At 69.9% G+C, this 17,239-nt stretch carries 9 protein-coding genes and 2 pseudogenes; 6 read left to right on the forward strand and 5 right to left on the reverse strand.

Annotation, left to right across the window (positions count from 1 at the left end):
- Positions 1 to 6 precede the first annotated feature (6 nt).
- The 5 genes and pseudogenes from ABZZ79_RS31980 to ABZZ79_RS32000 all read left to right on the forward strand — a co-directional run bounded on the left by ABZZ79_RS31980 (position 7) and on the right by ABZZ79_RS32000 (position 6,163).
- Positions 7 to 267 (forward strand): UBP-type zinc finger domain-containing protein, encoded by a 261-nt coding sequence (locus ABZZ79_RS31980; protein WP_356694757.1) that lies wholly within the window; start codon positions 7 to 9, stop codon positions 265 to 267.
- Positions 267 to 2,048: an FAD-dependent oxidoreductase gene (locus ABZZ79_RS31985; RefSeq protein ID WP_356694759.1), complete on the forward strand. Its 1,782-nt coding sequence runs from the start codon at positions 267 to 269 to the stop codon at positions 2,046 to 2,048. The genes ABZZ79_RS31980 and ABZZ79_RS31985 overlap by 1 nt, the downstream gene beginning before the upstream one ends.
- 47 nt (positions 2,049 to 2,095) lie before the next feature.
- A pseudogene (locus ABZZ79_RS31990) lies at positions 2,096 to 2,398 on the forward strand (Hsp20 family protein); the annotation flags it as partial.
- A gap of 25 nt (positions 2,399 to 2,423) precedes the next feature.
- Positions 2,424 to 3,557, forward strand: coding sequence for a hypothetical protein (locus ABZZ79_RS31995; protein ID WP_356694761.1), 1,134 nt, complete (start codon positions 2,424 to 2,426; stop codon positions 3,555 to 3,557).
- A 444-nt stretch (positions 3,558 to 4,001) separates the two neighbouring features.
- A pseudogene (locus ABZZ79_RS32000) lies at positions 4,002 to 6,163 on the forward strand (FUSC family protein).
- On the opposite strand, the gene ABZZ79_RS32005 reads toward ABZZ79_RS32000, so the two are convergent.
- Positions 6,137 to 6,886 carry a phosphate-starvation-inducible PsiE family protein gene (locus tag ABZZ79_RS32005; RefSeq protein ID WP_356694763.1) on the reverse strand — a complete coding sequence of 250 codons (750 nt, stop codon included), beginning with the start codon at positions 6,884 to 6,886 and terminating at the stop codon, positions 6,137 to 6,139. The pseudogene ABZZ79_RS32000 and the gene ABZZ79_RS32005 sit on opposite strands and share 27 nt — an antisense overlap.
- 21 nt (positions 6,887 to 6,907) lie before the next feature.
- On the opposite strand from ABZZ79_RS32005, the gene ABZZ79_RS32010 reads away from it, so the two are divergent.
- A complete protein-coding gene (locus tag ABZZ79_RS32010) occupies positions 6,908 to 7,348 on the forward strand; it encodes a VOC family protein (protein WP_356694765.1) in 441 nt (146 codons plus the stop codon).
- 1,033 nt (positions 7,349 to 8,381) lie between these two features.
- Here the strand turns inward: ABZZ79_RS32010 and ABZZ79_RS32015 are convergent.
- The 4 genes from ABZZ79_RS32015 to ABZZ79_RS32030 all read right to left on the reverse strand — a co-directional run bounded on the left by ABZZ79_RS32015 (position 8,382) and on the right by ABZZ79_RS32030 (position 17,169).
- A complete protein-coding gene (locus ABZZ79_RS32015; protein WP_356694767.1) occupies positions 8,382 to 8,798 on the reverse strand; it encodes a hypothetical protein in 417 nt (138 codons plus the stop codon).
- Between the two features lie 117 nt (positions 8,799 to 8,915).
- The gene (locus ABZZ79_RS32020) at positions 8,916 to 10,148 is read right to left on the reverse strand and encodes a hypothetical protein (protein WP_356694769.1); all 1,233 of its coding nucleotides are present in this window, start codon (positions 10,146 to 10,148) and stop codon (positions 8,916 to 8,918) included.
- On the reverse strand, positions 10,145 to 15,190 hold the full coding sequence (locus ABZZ79_RS32025) for a hypothetical protein (RefSeq protein WP_356694771.1): 5,046 nt from the start codon (positions 15,188 to 15,190) through the stop codon (positions 10,145 to 10,147). Before ABZZ79_RS32025 ends, ABZZ79_RS32020 begins: the two co-directional genes overlap by 4 nt.
- A complete protein-coding gene (locus tag ABZZ79_RS32030; protein WP_356694773.1) occupies positions 15,187 to 17,169 on the reverse strand; it encodes a CHAT domain-containing protein in 1,983 nt (660 codons plus the stop codon). The genes ABZZ79_RS32025 and ABZZ79_RS32030 overlap by 4 nt, the downstream gene beginning before the upstream one ends.
- Between the last annotated feature and the right edge of the window lie 70 nt (positions 17,170 to 17,239).

Below are 17,239 nucleotides of genomic sequence, written 5' to 3' on the forward strand. Positions count from 1 at the left end.
TCAGCCATGACCGTACGAACCGACCCCCACCTCGCCCTCGTACGCCCCGTCACCCCGCGCGCCGCAGGGTGCGAGGAATGCCTGGCCACGCGTTCCCCCTGGGTCCACCTCAGGCTCTGCCTGACCTGCGGCCACGTCGGCTGCTGCGATTCCTCGCCGAACCGGCACGCCCGCCGTCACGCCGCCGCCGACGGCCATCCGATCGTGGCCTCGCTGGAGCCCGGCGAGGACTGGCGGTGGTGCTTCGTCCACGAGGCGTTCGTGTGATGCCCGGCGACGAGACGCGGTCAAGCGCAGCGCCGGTGCCGGACGAGACGGAGGAGAGCGTCCCCTTCGAGACTCCCGACATCTACGGCGCCTATCCCCGTCTGTCGGACGACCAGATGGCCCGCCTGGCGCAGCATGGCCGGCGGCGCGCGGTTGACGCCGGTGAGGTGCTGATCCGGGAGGGGGAGCGGTGCGAGACCTTTTACGTCGTCCTCAGTGGCTCGGTCGCCATCGTCGAGGGCTATGGCACGCCCGACGAACGCCTGCTGCGTGTGCACGGCCCCGGCCGCTTCATCGGCGAACTCGGCCTCCTGAACGGACAGGTGGCCTTCTACACCGCCCTGGTCAGGGACCCCGGCGAGTTCCTCGCCCTGTCCATGGATCAGCTGCGTGACCTGGTGACCCGGGACTCTGCCTTTGGCGATGTGGTGCTGCGCGCCTGCCTGGGCCGCCGTGCCCTGCTCGTCGGGCAGGGCGCCGGTTTCCGCCTCATCGGCTCGCGCTATTCACCCGACACCCGGCGGCTGCGCGAGTTCGCCGCCCGCAACCGGCTGCCGCACCGCTGGATCGATCTGGAGACGGACGAGGAGGCCGAGGCGCTGCTGCGCCGCTTCGCGGTCGGCCCGGAGCAGACGCCGCTGGTGATCTGGCGGGACACGACCCTGCTGCGCAATCCGAGCAACGCCGAACTGGCCCGGTTGATCGGCTTGCCGCCCCTGCCATCGGGCAACGGCCGCGGCGATCTCCTTATCGTCGGCTCCGGTCCGGCCGGTCTCGCCGCCGCGGTGAACGCCGCCTCGGAGGGCCTCGGCACGACCGTGGTCGAGGCGATGGCCACCGGCGGCCAGGCCGGGACGTCGTCCCGTATAGACAACTGCTTCGGCTTCCCCTCCGGCATATCCGGCGCCGAACTCACCGAGCGCGCTGTGCTCCAGGCGGGCAAGTTCGGCGCCCGGATCAGCGTCCCGGCGGAGGCGGCCCGGCTCGAACGGCGGGACGGCCACTACGCCGTCGGGTTCGCCGACGGCAGCGAGATCACCGCCCGTACCGTTGTCCTGGCCACCGGCGCTCACTACCGCCGCCTCCATGTACCCGGCATCGAGCTGTTGGAGGGCGCGAGCGTCCACTATTCGGCGACCGTCTACGAGGCCCAGCAGTGCCGTACCGACCCGGTGGCGGTGGTCGGCGGCGGCAACTCCGCGGGCCAGGCCGTGCTCTTCCTGGCCGGGTACGCACCGCAGGTGTATCTGCTCGTCCGTGGGCCGAGCCTCGCGGCGCACATGTCCCGCTACCTGATCGATCAGGTCGAGCGCCACCCGAGGGTGCGCGTGCTGCTGCACACCGAGATGACCGAGGCACTCGGCGACAAGGCGCTGGAGGCGGTCACCGTGGTCGACCACCGTACGGGCGAGCACCGCCACCTCGCGGTGCGGGCCCTGTTCGTCTTCACCGGCGCCGACCCCCACACCGAGTGGCTGTCCGGCGCGCTCGCCCTCGATGCGCGCGGCTTCGTGCTCACCGGCGCGGAGGCGCAGGCCTGCTCCGTTCCCGAACTGTGGCAGAGCCAGGGCCGCGACTGCCTGACATTGGAGACCAGCCTGCCTGGCGTCTTCGCCGCCGGCGACGTCCGCAGCGGCTCGGTGAAGCGCGTGGCGTCCGCGGTCGGCGAAGGCGCGATGAGCATCCACTTCGTGCACCGCTACCTGGACCACACGGCCGCGCCCGGCGGCACCGACAGCTCCTCGCGCACCCGTCCGAAGGAGTCCGCTTGGCTCGCATGACACCCAGCGGGCGACGAGATCACGAGAAGGAGAAGGAGGCGATGGGAATGACCACGCCCGTCCGGCGTCACCGCGGTGGCGCAATGCAGGGCAGCCCCGTTGGCTGGGCACGCAATCCGCTGACGGAGTTCGACCAACTGCTCAGCGAGATGAGCGGACTGATCGAATCCACGGTGGGAGGCACTGCGCCCGCAGTCGCGTGGACACCTCTGGCGGATGTCACGGAGGCCGCCTTCCACGTCGAGATCGAACTCCCCGGCGTCAAGAGCAAGGACATCAGCGTCGAAGCGAACGGCCAGGAGCTGGTGGTCACCGGAGAGATCAAGGAAAAGGAACGCAAAGGCGTCCTGCGCGGCTGACGAGAAGGGTCCAGTCATGCGGGTGTCGTCTCAGGGCGCGACGGTCATAGCTCTCCTGGCGGATCCGGACGTGCCGACAGAGATCGCGCAGCGGATGGCCCAGACACTTCCTGCTCGGCTCGCCGACAGGTCCGGCCAGGGGCGACGGTTCGACGTCGAGGTGATCAGTGAGCCCTTCACTTCAGGGACCGAGGACCCCGCCGCCTTGATGCGCCGGATCATGGATCGCGGAAGTGCGGAGAATTGGGACATCGTCGTGGCCCTCACCGACCTTCCGCTGCACTCGCGCGGGCGCAAGCTCGTTGTGAATCTGAGTCACGAGCACGGCTTGGCGCTGCTGTCACTTCCTTCGCTGGGGGGCTTGCGGCTGCAGACGAGGGCCCGGCGGGCCGTGGAAGAAGCCGTGCTTGGCTTGGCAGGTCCGCGGGCCACAGGGGCTGAAGAACCTCCGCAGAGTCAGCCGCTGCTGGGGCCCTTCGTCAGTCGTCTCGCGCCTATTCACCTGGGCACGGTCGATGAGGAGGAGACCACTGATCTTCGGTACATCGTCAGCGGGCCGCGGGGTTACCTGAGAGTGCTCTTCGGCATGGTCCGCGCCAACCGGCCTTGGCGGTTGGTGCCGGGCTTGTCGAAAGCCCTGGCGGCCGCACTCGCCACGGGGGCCATCGCGACCCTCGACTCCACCACCTGGAGCCTCACTGAGGCTCTGAGCACGCCACGCCTCGTGGTCGCCATGGTCGGGTCAGTCGGGCTCATGATCGGCTGGCTGATCGTAGACGGGGAGCTGTGGCATCGATCAGCAGAGGTCTCGCGGGAGGCAAGGCAGAGGGCGAGGCTCTACAACGCCTCGACGGTCGTGACTGTGGGTATCGGGGTGCTCGTCTGCTACGTGGGTCTGATCGTCATCAACTTGGTGTGGGCGCTGTTCATCCTCGACGACCAGGTGTTCGCCTCCATGACACGAGCCCCGCTGCACGCGACGGAATACTGGACTTTGTCCTGGTTCGTCGCTTCGGTCGCCACCGTGGGCGGAGCGCTGGGATCAGGCTTGGAGAGCGACGAGGCGATCCGGGCGGCCGCCTACTCCAAGCGCGAACAGGAACGTCGCCACATGCTCCAAGACAACCACGTTGACCAGCCCCCGAAGTGAACCGCTACCGGCGCAAATGGCTCCCACGGCGGCGGCCCTTCGGACCACCCCACGTCCGCTGAACTTGGGCCGCTCCCCTCAGCCGGCGGGCGACGCGCATCAGGCCAAGCATGGGCGGCGACGGCAGCGCGATGTGCCCCGGCGGGCTGATCACGGCGATGACGGGGCGGGTGTGGTCCCCGGCAGAGCAGGTCCGTCACCCTTCCTCAGCTGCTCTGCGACCCCCGTCGGCCATCCCGGATCGGCTACGAGGACGAGGTTGAGCCACGACCGCTGGGGCTGAGCGGACGGTAGGGATGTGGTCATCGATCGCCCTGTGCGGCGTGGGTGCCGGTTTGTGGGTGCAGGTCGGCCGGGGTCGCGCACCCGCCGAGTGCGGCGCCGTCGGGAGGCGGCAGCGCGGCCGACGCGACCCGGCGGAACGCTCCGGCTAGGCTCACACCCGTGACGTGGCTGCGGGCCTTCGGGGAGGTCGTGCGATCCGGGCTCACGATCGAGGAGACGCGGCTGGAGCCCTTGCTCGCGCTGCGCACGGCCGCTGGGGTGGCGATCGTCATCGGGCCGGCGCTGTGGCTGGTCTCCCCTGCGTATGCCGCATCGGCCGCCCTCGGTGCCTACTCCGCGGGTGGGGCCACCTTCCAGCGCACCTGGCGTCCACGCAAGGTGATCGCGCTCGGCGCGGGTGCGGGTCTCGCGCTCAGCACCTTCGTGGGCTACCTGGCGGCGGGGCGACTCGTGACGTTCCTCCCACTGCTGGCCCTATGGGCCTTTGCCGCAGGGATGGCCTGGGCCGTCGGATCGACCGCTGGGATCGTCGCAGCGACGACCGTCGGCGGCATACTGGTGACCATCACCCTGCCTACGAGCGTCGAGCGAGCCTTGGAGCACGCCGGGATCATCGTGCTCGGAGGCGTGGCGCAGGCCGTGCTGATCTTGCTGTTCCCGATCCGCCGTTGGGGGGCGCATCGTGACGCGCTCGCCAACGCCCTGGCCGCCGCGGCCGACTACGCGCGCCGACTTCGGCACGACCCGACCGCCCCGTTCGATCCGGAGCCGTTGATGACGGCCCGGGACGCGGCGGCCGTGACGCCATCACAGGCCCGCACCCGTCCGCCCGTCCTCCACGGCCCCCGGGGCCTCGCCGAGCGCATCCGGCCGGTCGTTGCCGCACTCGCCGACCCGGACGTCGGCGCCCCGGCGGGACCGCGCACGGGAGTTGCTCGATGCGGCCGCCGACGTCCTGGACGCGGCTGCCCGTTCGATCCGCCGCGGCATTCCCGCCGAGGTTCCGTCCGGGAGCGCAGATGTCCTGCGCGTCGACGAGGAGCATGAGGTACTGGAGGGCCCCGCGCGGCAGGCCGCCGAGCGGCTCGTGGAACTGCTCGGCGAGGTGTTGGAAATCGCCGGGAGCGGCGGCGTGCGCAGGAAGGCTCCCACGCCGCCCGGCCCCGCGAGCGCCCAGTTCCTGGTGCGCCCGACCATGTTCAGGCCGCTCCCGGTCGTCCTCCGGGCGGTCCGCCGTGAGCTCCGCCGGGACTCGCCCGTGTTCCGGCACGCCGTCCGCCTGGCGGCGGTGGCCACGCTCGGCTATCTGATCGCCGCCCGGCTACCCCTGGGCCACGGCTACTGGGCGCCCATCGCCTCGGTGATGGTGATGCGGCCGGACTTCCACCGGACGTACGCGCGTGCGGTGGGCCGTCTCGCCGGGACCCTGGCGGGGGTCGCGCTCGCCACCGGGATGGTGCAGGCCCTGGGCCCGGACGCCCATGTGTTCGGCGCGCTGGCGGTGGTCTCGGCGGGCCTGTCGTACACCCTGATCCGTACCGGCTACGCCTACTCCCAGTGCTTCACTGCCGCGTACGTCGTCTTCCTGCTTGGCATGGGCGGCCAGGCATTGGAGCAGACGGTCCCGGAGCGGGTGGTGCTCACCCTGCTCGGCGGGGCCCTGGCGATGCTGGCGTACGTGGTGTTCCCCGCGTGGGAGACGCCCCGGCTGCCGGGCCGGCTTGCGGACTGGCTCGCTGCCAACGGCCGCTACGCGGCCGCGGTGCTCCGCAGCTACGCCGAGCCGTCCCGGGGGGAGCATCGCGCCGACATGCGCAGGGCCCTGCTGGCGAGCAGGGAGGCACGTGCCGCCTGGCAGGAGGCCTACGACCAGGCAAGGCAGGAACCGGTCCGTCCCAGGGGGCTGACGTCGCGCGAGGCGCAGGAGGCGCAGGAGGCGCTCAAACGGTTTGGCCGGGCGGCGATGCTCATGGAGAGCCATGTCCCACGGGCCGACAGCCGTTTCGTCCCCGAGGCGGAGCGGTTCGCCGAGGCCCTGGAGGCCGACACCGAGCAGGCGGCAGTCGACGCGCGAGCACAGGAATCCGGACTGGGCGCGCGTGGAGGAGGCGCTCCACGCGTGGGAGGGCGCCGCCGGGGATCGGAGCCCGGTGGTGCGGCGCGGGGCGGAACTGCAGAAGCAGGCCTTGGAGGACCTCGCGACGGCCGTGAGCCGCACACCCCTGGAACGGGACGTCGGCTCTGCTCGCGAGGAGCAGCGGGTGCGGGCGACCCTGGCTGCGGAAGGTAACGGATCAGGGCCCGCGCACCGAGGTGGGTGACGGCGCCGGCGACGGGGAGCGCCGCGCCTCCTGGAGCGGGAAATAGTCTCCCGGCCGCGTCGAGCGCCGCCACACGTACACCGCTGTCGCCATCACGAGGATCAGACCCGCCAGGATCAGCAGTTCGATCCCCTCGACGTTCCACCGGAAGGACTTCTCCGCCTCGGCCGTCACGATGAGCACCTTGCGGATGCCGGCAACCAGGCCGACGACGAGGAAAGGCTCCGCATCGAGGGTCTGGTTCCTGATGGTGAGGCGGACGGTGTGGAGCAGCTCGGCCACGATGAACAGCACAAGGCCGTTGTCCAGGGCGGAGAGAACGACCGTCTCCTCGCGGTACGGCCCCTGGATCGACCTGATGACGTCGTGGACCACCTCGACGGTCAGGAGCCCCGCGAGCAGTACGAGGAACAGGTCAGGTCGGCAAGGCTGAGAGCCCAGGGCCGGGGTGCGTTCAGCCCGAAGACATGGTTGCTGGCGTTGCTGGCACCGGGACTGTTGATGTTGGGCGAGGGTGGCACCGGTGAGGATGAAGGGGAGGCGTGGGTAGGCGGGGTACCGGCGCAGCCATGCCGGTCCCTGCGGCCAGCTTGAAGTTGTGCCGGTGGCCGTGGCCCGTGGGCTGGGGCTGGTAGATGTGCAGTCGGAGTTCGGCGGTCTGAGGATTTCGGGAGTGTCACCCGGCTCCGTCCCAGGGACATCAGCGGCCACCACCGGCCGCACGAGTAAGAAGGAGAAATCAGCATGGCGATTCAGCGGATGGACAACGTCGGTATCGTCGTCGAGGACATGGATGCCGCCATCGCGTTCTTCGTGGAACTCGGTATGGAGCTGGAGGGCAGGGCGGAGGTCGAGGGCCTTGTCGCCGACCAGTGCACCGGTCTTGACGGCGTCCGCTGTGACATCGCGATGCTCCGGACCCCGGACGGTCACAGCCGGCTCGAGCTGGCGAAGTACCGTAGCCCTGCGGTGATCAGCGCCGGGCCGCGTAATCGGCCGCACAACATTCTGGGCACGCACCGCGTCATGTTCGCCGTAGACGACATCGAGGACACCGTTGCCCGCCTGCGCCGTCACGGCGCCGAACTCGTCGGCGAGATCGCCCGCTTCGAGGACAGCTATCTGCTCTGCTACCTCCGCGGCCCGGAGGGCATCATCGTCGGACTGGCCGAGCAACTGCGCTGAGAAGGAGGAATCGAACGATGCGGCAGAACAAGATCAGCGAGATTTTGAACCGCCCGATCAGCCAGGAGCTGCTGGCCCGTGACGTCGCCGCGCCGCGGGCGAGGAAGCTTGAGGAGCGCTGAAGGATCATCGGGAAGTCGAGCCCTTCCCCGGTTACGGCGACACCTCCGCCCCCTCGTCTGCGGTGAGAGGCCGAGCAGGCGGTCGCGGACGGAGTCGATCACCGTCGGGAATGTGAGTACGAGCGCCTGGTCGCGCCGGGTCCGCCCTGGCAGAGGGCGGCCGGCAAGGGCTCCACCTGGCGCGACGGCTCGGTGGAGTTCGACGCCACCGCTGCAGTGGTCTGCACGGCCAAGGCCAAGCGCACCACGACCACGCTGGGGCCGCGCGTCGGAGGCCGACCCGATGGCGTGGAAGCAGGTCACGCCCCCCGAGGACGACTGCATCACGGCCGACGGCACGCCGAGGCTTTCGATCACGGCTCCAGTCCGCGGCGATGGGCCGACGCCCGGGGCGACTCCGAGCGGGGCCGGCCACTCATGGGCCAGACGGTGCCGTAGGCCGCCGGCCGTCGGGCGCGACGGAGGGGCAGCCTGGGCCGGCACTGACCGTGTCCGCTGCTTGTCAGCCCCGACCAACTGGCCGTCACCTAACTGCGGTTGCTGAAAGTAGAGAGCCGTCCGCCCTCCGATGGTCACGGATCTCGACGCCGTTGGCGGAACGTCTGTAGGGGCGAGTGGGTCCGGTGGATCGCCGGTGTCGGCGGGTTCGCGGGCATGTACCGGCTGGACCGCCTGGAGTCAGCGCATCCATGTTGAGCCGGCCGTCTGGAGCCGTACGTGTCGGCAGTGCCGTGCGTTCCCCCGTACGTGGCTGCCGACGGGCCGCCCCGGCCTCCCCACGCCGTGTGCCCTGCCGCGTTCATGTGGTATGCGTGGTTCTGCCCGATGGCCAATACGGCAACTTTGCGCGATAATTGACGATGTATCAGAAGCCGGTCTCTTGCTGATGTGACCGTGCCGCCAGTGATCGACTAGGAGTCTGAGCGCAACCCCAGGGCACTGTGCTGGATCACGCCGGCCGGGGCATCAGCGGAGCGCGACTCCCGACGGGTCAACTCCACCAGCTTCGATCGGAGATCAGGCGCTGGTTCGCCAAGCACGATGGCGGTGATCACCAACTCGAGCATGACGCAGTCGTAGGCATCGTCCGTGCCTCCATAGCGTTCGGCGTCACGCTCTACCACGGCACTGGCGATCCGCCATCCACCGCCGTCAACCGGCGCGAAGGTCGCCGCGAATACTCCGTAACCGGTCCAGCTTCGATGCAGGAAGACAACCTCACCCTCGGTGAAGACGTCCCACTTCTCGTCCATGTCCCGTGCCCCGTAGCCGCGCTGGATCCGCTGCCAGTCTTCTTCTGACCAGATCCGCTGGGGCAGCTCCGGCATCGGCCGAGGATCTGATATCGGCTGGACACGACACATGGACCGAGTTACGCGTTCGTCAGCAGGCATGGAGTGATCTTACGGACGAAGCCGAGCACAACAGCACACTCCTCGTCGTCCTCATTGTGAAACGACCTGTTGGTCCTGTGCAGACGCGGACAGCAGACCGGCGAGGACGTGGCCGACGTCGACGGCCCGTTCCGCGGCGCTCGGCGGGACGGGTCCGGCGGCGCGGGGACCCCGGGGGCGTCCCTTCAGAACCTCCCGGATCACACGGGACTGCACGCCGAGGCTGTCATAGACGTCGGGGTTCTGCCCGAACGCATCCGCGGCCGCGGCCAAGGCCTCGCGGACGTCGCCGACGGACGACGGCATCCCGGCGAGGAGGTTTCCCACCGCGAGCCCCGTGTCCAGCGCCCCATGGCACTGCAGCACGGTAGGCAGGTCCCTGTCCCCGAGCTCGGCGTACCCGTCGCTCATCAGCGCCCGGACGACGGTCCCGGGCTCGTCGGAGGGGCCAGGCCCCGGTGATGCGAACACGGCGTGGCAGACCGCCAGGCGAACGTCCTTCGGCGGGTACGCCCCGACCGCGGTCGCCGGAGCCGTCACCAGGGCATCGGAAAGGGTGGCGACGTAGGCGGGGCCGCAGGCGAGGCACGCGCAGACATCCGCGAAAACCTCGCCCAGCCAGCCTTCCCAGACCGGCTGCCGGCCGGTGGGCAGGCCGCTGGCGAGCAGTCTGGCCCGCAAGGCCTCGGTCAACTCGCAGTCGTCTTCGATGTGATGGCCGACTTCGTGCGCCACGGCGAGCACATCGGGGAGGTGTTCTGTCTGGTGCCACGGCACGCCGATGATCGGGAACGGCAGCCGCCGCACCGCATCGGCTCCGGGCCGGGTGCGGACGCCGCTGGGCAGCAGCCCACGATAGTCGCTTCCCCGGGCGAGCGTGAACGGAACCGCGTCGCGGCTGAGGAAGACCAGCGGCGGTACGGACGAGGGCAGCCCGGCCGCTTCGAGCGCCGGTCGATAGCAGGCCCAGGCCAGTTCGTCGGCCGTGTCCAGGAATTCCTGGTACTGGGGCAGGCAGCGCAGGACGAGTTTGCTGCGGAAGAAGTCCCACACATGGTGGAGATCCAGGATCGGCTCGGCCAGCTCGGAGTCCGGGAGTCGCGAGAGATCGCTCAGAGAGGTCCTGAGCAGGCGCGTCAGACAGGCCACCTGGCTGCGGTGCTTCTCCAGCGGCTGGTCCGGCTCGGCGGCGGCCTCCTCCCAGCGGGCCGTCTCCCGGTCCAGGCTGTCCTTCAGGTGGCCCAGCCGGGCCCGGCTGCGCTGCTCGTAGTCGGCGCCGGTCACGAGAGCACACAGGTCGCGTAAGTGGCGGGAGCGGTGAACAGCGTCGTGCTGCCAACGGCGAGCGACTCGTGGCCGGTCGACATGAGCCGTCGCCGTACGAGCAGTTCGAAGGCCTCCGAAAGTGGCAGCCCGTCCCGGATCGCGGTAGCGAGGATGTCGACCGACGGGTAGGTGTGCGACTCGCTCAGCCCGATGCCGAGGATGGCGGCGGCCGGAAGCTCGGCGAGCAGTTGGGCGGCGAAGATGTTGCGTCCGAGCAGTTGCTCGGGGATGTCCAGCGGGGATCCGGGCAGCGGCGGGTCGAGAACCACCAGGCAGGCCGGCGAGTTCCGCAGCCACTGTGCCAGGGCGGCGGCTGACAGATCGAACCCCTGGGACTTGGTCGCCCATCTGTAGTCGGAGTACGGTGCGGACAGGTCGAAGTACGGCTCGCGCGCGGTGGTCTCGAGCGGGGCGCTGACATGGATGAGGCTCGGTGAGCATCGGCAGGGCCTGCGGATGTCCACGGATTCGGTCAACCGGATGTCGAACCCCCGGGAGGCGTAGAGGTCGGCCAGATCCACACCGGACTGGTAGTGACTGCCGCGGGATTCGTACTGAACGGCCGGTGACGGAGCAACGAGTGCCACGCTGGGCCGGTCCTTGCGGGCCCGGCGGCGGGACAGGTCCAGGGCCGCCAGCTCGGCGGCGGTCAGGCCGGCATACACCTGACCGGTCAGGCGGGCGACGGCCTCTCGGGTGCGCGGGCCGAGGAACCCGTCGACCGGGAGCTGCGGATCGACCGTCTCGCGCAGGGCGGCCTGGATCCGCAGGCTTGCGCCGGCGTCGGCCAGGGCCGGCCGGGTGCGGAATCCGATGACTGGAACGGCCGAGTCCGGCCGGCCGAGTCCGGCCAGGGCCCACTCCCATGGCAGCGCGTGAACCAGCGGGTCGTCGGACTCCATACGCAGCACGCGGAAACCGCTCTGGTCGGGAATCTCCGGCACGGACACGGTCAGAGCCTCGTGCAGAACTCGTGCCACGGCCTCCAAGTCGTGGACCAGAAGCCGTTGCAGCGCATCGGGATCGTCGAGGGGCATTCCTTCGGGGGCGGACAGGGTGATCGGCAGCTGGGCGGACTCCTGTTCCAGAGTGCCCAGACCTGCCGGGCCGGGTGGTGCGACGCGGTGCGGCAGGCCGAGACGCTTGTAGACCCGGCTAGCCGCCCGGTGTGCCTCCTCGTCGTCGGTGATCTCCGCGTAGGCGCGCAGTGCTTCGGCGCCCCATCGGGTCGGCCGGTGTACTTGGGAGGCCGCTTCGACCGCTTCCTCCACCAGCCGTCTCGCCGTCGTGCCGTCCCGATCGCGCCGTGCGTCGGCGGCCAGCCGCAGCAGGATGGCGGAACGGAGCAGCGGGGAGCGGGCCGCGGTCACCTGGACGGGGTGGTCTCCCTCGACGGGTACCCCGAGACGGCTGCGGGCCTGGACCCAACGCCATTGTGCGAGGGGGTCGCCCTCCTCCATGAGGTCCACGGCCTCGTCGAGAGCCCGGCGCGCGCTGTCGCGCCGGCCTGCGAGGCGGTCGAGTTCGGCCAGCAGCATCCGGTGCAGCGCCTGGTCCTGCGGGTCGTCGACGTCGTCAGTTGAAGGCAGGACGCGGCGCAGTGGCTCCACCACCGCCTTGCTGGGGTTGCGCGGAGTCGGGCAGCGCCGCAAGTCCTCCATGACGAAGAGCCGGGCGGACGGGGGTTGCAGGGTCTCCAGGGCCTCGGCGAGTGCCGGGATCGACTGTCTGTTCCGCCACCATGCCGCGACCAGCCGGTGCACGGCGAGGATCGCGGTGTGGCGTGGTGGGATCGGCTTGGGGACGTCCGCATCCCGCGTGTTCCCCTCCAGCCGGTACCCGGCCTCTCTGGCCATCTCACGACCGAGAAGGATGGTACGGAGCGTGAACTCGGCCTCGGGCGGGTCCCATTGACCGGCGGGTGGCCCGGGACGCCGGTCGGCGACGGCGAGCAGGTCCCCCGTCTCCGTGAGATCTCCGACCTCCCGGAGCAGGAAACGGGCGTGCAGATAGAGACATTCCGGATGGCCGGTCCGGTACCCGAACTCCGCCCACATGCTCTCGGCCTGCCGGAACAGCGCTTCTGCGTCGTCCACCTCGAGCAGCTCGCCCATGACGACGGCCCGCAGCTGGTGGATCTGGGCTTCGAGCCGGTAACGAGTCGCCCCGAGGATCTCTGCGGCGACGGAGAGGGCGGCGTCCAGTGTCGCGAGGGCGCGGCTCCCCTGACCGAGCATCAGCTCCGCGCGGGCGGTGAGGAGCAGTGTCGTCACCCGGGCGTCGCTGATGTCGCCGTGGGCCACCGGTCCCGCTTCGGCCAGGGCCTGGGGTGGCAGGATACGCAGAGCTGCTGCCGGCCGGTAACAGGTCAGCAGCAGCCTGGCCCGGGTCAGGGTGGCCGGATCCGTCCCGGTCGCGCTCCCGGATTGGGGTTCGGCCCGCTCGCACCAGTCCAGGGCTTCCTGTAGCTGTCCCTGTGCCTCTCGTTCGCGCGCAAGGGCAAGCGAGATCTCGTGCGCCTGGCCGGTCCTCCCCTCTCGCCCGGTCAGCTCGTACGCCTCCTGGTAGGCATCTCTCGCGGACGGGTCGCCGACAGCGGCTCGACTGTCGCCGAGGACGCGAAGCACGTCCGCGCGCTCGTCCGGCATGGCCTCCGCCAGCGCACGCGTGGCGAGCGAAGTCGCTTCCTCCGCACGGCCGTTGACGGTCAGGAGCAGCGCGCGCAGCGCGTTCTCCCGACTGGTGACGGACACTGCGCTCAACGGGAGGCCTCGGAGGCGGTCGGCCTGGCTCAGGGAGTACTCGACCTCCCTCCACCGTGGATCCGACGGGCTCGCCTGGTCGCGGAGCGCCTGTCGGCTGATGGCATACGCCTCCTGAAGGTGGGCCTCGATCAGCTCGGTGTACGAGATCAGCGCCTTGCCCTGCCGGGTGCGCCGGGGCTCGCCCTGCTCGTCCAGATAGTCCCTGCCGAGAACTTCGGTGGCGAGTGCGTGCAGCTCGTCGAGCGCGTCGGTCTGCCGCGCCTGGCGCAGCGCCGCCCGCCACCGTTCGGCGGCCCTCTCGTCCTGCATCTGGAACCGGTGGTAGACGGCCTCACGCGTGAAGTCCGCCCACCGGTCGGGGTACTGAGCTGCGAGCGCCTCGAAGTGTTGAGCGAAGGCGCGGTGCAGGAGCGTGAACACCCGTTGGCGAGACAGCAGGAGGCGCTGGGGGGCGAGGATGTCAGGGTGGAAGATCACGGTCGATGGGTCTCCGGGCGCTTGTGAGACCCAGGAGGAGCTTCCCGCGTAGTGGAGCAGCCTTTGCCAGGTGTTCTCCAGCGCGGCGTCGTCCGAGGGCGGTTCGGCGAACGGATAGGCGTCCGAATCGGCGACACCGTGGAGGTCCTTGCGCGGATCGTCGTCCGGGGTGGGCCCGCCCATGTTGCTCAGGAACGGGAGCATCACCGGAAGGTCCTCTCGCCGCAGTTTTCGGGGTACGACGCCGTAGCGCACCAGCCAGCGCACCGCGGGCTCCTCGATCCGGTGCACCACACGTTCGATGAGCAGGGGCATGATGGGCTCGGGTACCTGCGCCAGGCCCTCGGCGGTCATGTCGGTGTCCTGCTCGATGGCGTCCGCGTAGATCGCGAGGGTGAGCGGCCGACCGTTGGCGCGGCGTCGTGCGACAGCCCGCTTGCCGGCGTCGGTGATGCCGCGGATCTGGCGAAGGTACCTCTCGGCCTGCTCGTCGGTGAACGGCTCGACTTCGACCCGCTCGCTCCCTTCCAGTGCCTCCCGTGCCTGGGGTACCCGCTCGGTCAGGTCGTACCGCCCGGCAAGCACCAGGCGAAGGCTGGGGCAGCACTTGCGTACCCGCCCGAGCAGTTCCAGGAAACGGCCGGTGTCCTGCTGGCCCCGCCGCAGGAGCTCTTCCATTGTGTCGCAGACCAGCAGCGCCGGTTCGGCGCCGGCCGCGGCGTTGAACCTGCTGACGAATATCTCGACGATCTCCGACCGCAGTTCGTCGATGTTCTGGGTGCGCAGACTGTCGGCGGTCGTACGGCTCAGATCGGACGGGCGGCGCAGGAGGCTGCGCAGGGATCCGTACGCGTCCAGTTTGCCGAACGGCCTCTCAAGCCAGCGGTTGTCGAACTGCGCGGCGGCCTCGAGCAGGGCCAGCCAGGGGTGGCGCCCGATCGCCACGGGGGACACCGCGTCGAAGTCGATCCGCGCACAGGGTATGTCCCGTTCCGCGGGGACGCAGTAGCGCGTGACCAGCCAGCGCAGTTGCATCGTCTTGCCCATGCCGGGAGAGGCGAAGACCTGCCACACTCGGCTGCCGTGGTCGCCCATGAGGGCGTCGGCCCGCTCCCGCAGACCGGTGGGTGCCAGGTACTGGGCACAGCGGGCGTAGTCGACGGCCCAGTAGGACTGGGCCCGAAGGTAGCCTGAACGGTCCAGCAGCACGCGGGCGGCGTCCGGGCCCGAGACGGTACGGCGGTCGGGATCGCCGAGCACGTCCAGCAGGTCCTGGCAGCGGGCGAAGTCCCGGTTGCGGTCCGCCTCACCGAAGAGCACGTCGAACAGTTGCAGCCCCTGGGGTGTGTCGGCCACCAGCAGGTGCCGCAGCTGCTCGCGCCGGTCCCCCGCGGCTGCCGCGTGGTCGGCGAGCCGCCGCTCCAACGCGGCCAGGTCATCGGGTGCCGGGCCACCGGTCCAGCCCGTCAGCCAGGTCTGCATGTACACCGTTCGGTCGTCGGGCAGCAGCCGATGACGGCCAGGTTCGTGGGGTACCTCTTCGACCGCGCCCAGCGCGGCCAACTGGTCCAGCGTGGGCGCGTCGGCCCCGCCGTACGGTCGCAGAAGACCGTCGAAGAGTTCCCGGTCGAAGGTGACGGCGGCGGCGCAGGCCTTGAGCAGGGGCTCCCATGCGCTGGGGCGCAGGGAGCGCCGGATCTCGGCGAGGCTCTCACCCGAGGCGATGCGGGCGCCGATGCCGTCGAGTGTGTCGGTCATGTCTGGCCCGCCGTCCTCTTGACCAGGATGTCCCTGACATCCCCGAACACCTCGACGGAGCCGTATTCGTACCCGCGGAAACCCTCGAAAACCTGTCTGGCTTCGGAGAAGTCCAGGCCTGCCCGCTCGCAGTACTCCTCGGCCAGCCGCATGAACTCGCGTTGACTGAAGTCGCCCAGTCTGAGCGGCGGCTTCCACAGGCGGCTGCTCTCGTCGGGCAGCGCGCGGAAGATCCATTCCTCGGTCGCCACCAGGACCAGCCGCAGTGGTGATTCCTCGTTCCGTGCGATCGGCGCGATCAGCTCGGGGTAGACGATCTGTCGACAGGATGCCGGGAGGAGGAGCTCGGCGTGGTCCAGGGCGAGGACGTGGACGCGATCGGGCGAGGCCGCGTGCAGGGCGTCCAGGAAGGCCCGGAAGATGCGTTTTCTGCGCTGGTCGGCCTGTCCGACCTGCTCGTCGAAGGGTTCCCATCGGTCCGCGACCGGTTCCAGGGCTGCGGTGGTCACCGGCGCGTTCCCCTTGACCATGGCGTTGAGTGTGGCGTTGAAGGGGGAGAAGGCCTCCGCCGGCAGCGGCTCCGGTTGGCTGTTGTCCATGCACGCGCCGCGGATCGTACGCAGCAGGTCCAGCCAGCCCTTGTGCTCCGGACCCGGCTCCGCGGCTTCGTTCGCCGAGAGCCTGGTTCCGAGGTCCACATACGTGATGCGGTAGCCGCGGACGAAGCAGCTGAGCAGGCAGGACCGGGTGAGCCAGGTTTTGCCCGTGTGTGGGTAGCCGCCGATCGAGTGCCCCGAGACGACGAGCAACGGCCGCTCGGCAGGCTGCTCGGTGACACCGAGTGCCCGCCATGCCACGCGTCGCTCGTCCGCGCGGTCCACGAAGAGTTCCAGTCCGCTGTACAAGGAGTGCTCGCAGAGTTTGGTGATGTCCTCTTCCCTCGGCTTGGGGTGGATGGCCAGGACCGACTCCGGGCGGTGGCGCGTGACGAGCACCGGCAGGGCCCACCATCCTTCGTCCGCGTACGTGAGGCGCAGTTGCCGCCGTGTGGCGTGTACCGCCTGGTCCACCGCTCCGCCCTGCGACAGGACCTGATACAGCTCACCGGCGAAGACGACACTCACCGGCGAGTCGATGTCGGCCTGCATCGACACGACGGCGCCGACGTGGGCTTCCAGGAAGGCGTGGGCCAGACCGCCGAGCCGGTCGAGCGGATCGGCCGTGGTGCGGCAGGCGTTGAGGACGATGAGCCGGGGCCGCCACTCGTCCAGCAGTTCCGTGACTTGGTCGGAGGTCAGACTCCACTGCTGCGAATCGGGCGGTTGCGTGTGCTCGGTGGCCCAGTTGAACGGCAGCCGGGAAGGAGCGCCCGGGACCGCCGGCATACCGTGACCGATGAAGTGCAGGATGTGCGGCCGCCACGTCCTGACCTCGTCGAACAGCTTCTCGTGGGACGGACCGTCGAGCACCTGCAGGTGGGTACGGCCGGGTTTCTTAAGTGCGGCTCCCACCCGGGCTATCTCGCGGTCCGCGAGGTTCTGCCGGTCGTCCGGGTTGCAGACGACGACAAGCACCCGCATCGGCCCCAGCTCGACCTGGGGTGCCTGATCTGCCACGGTGTCCGGTTCGTTGCGCTCCGTAGAATGCAGGCGGGAGAACAGCAGCTTCGGGTGGTGGAAGAGCAAGGTCCCCCGATCCCTCAGCAGTTCCCACGGCAGCGAGCGCAGTTCTTCGACGGCGATCTCGATACTGATGCGCAGCGGTTCACTTTCGGTGCCCGAGGCTCGTGCCTGCTGCCACAGCGGACCTACCGCGCCGGGAGTCAAGAGCTGGAACAGGAAATCGCCTGCGTCCTGCCGGCGTTGGTCTCCAGACCCGACCTTGAAGACCTCCCGGAGCTCTTCGATCCGCCCTGCCGCCTCCGCCAGGTCGATGTTCTCCGTCGCCTCATGCGCCGCTCCGGTTTCCGCTTCTTCCACGCGCAGGCTCACCTGGACGGGCCGTTCACCTGCGGCGGCCCTCGCAGCTTGTCCCGGCCGAATACGGAAT

This window comes from Streptomyces sp. NPDC006458 (assembly GCF_040612135.1).
Taxonomy (GTDB): domain Bacteria; phylum Actinomycetota; class Actinomycetes; order Streptomycetales; family Streptomycetaceae; genus Streptomyces.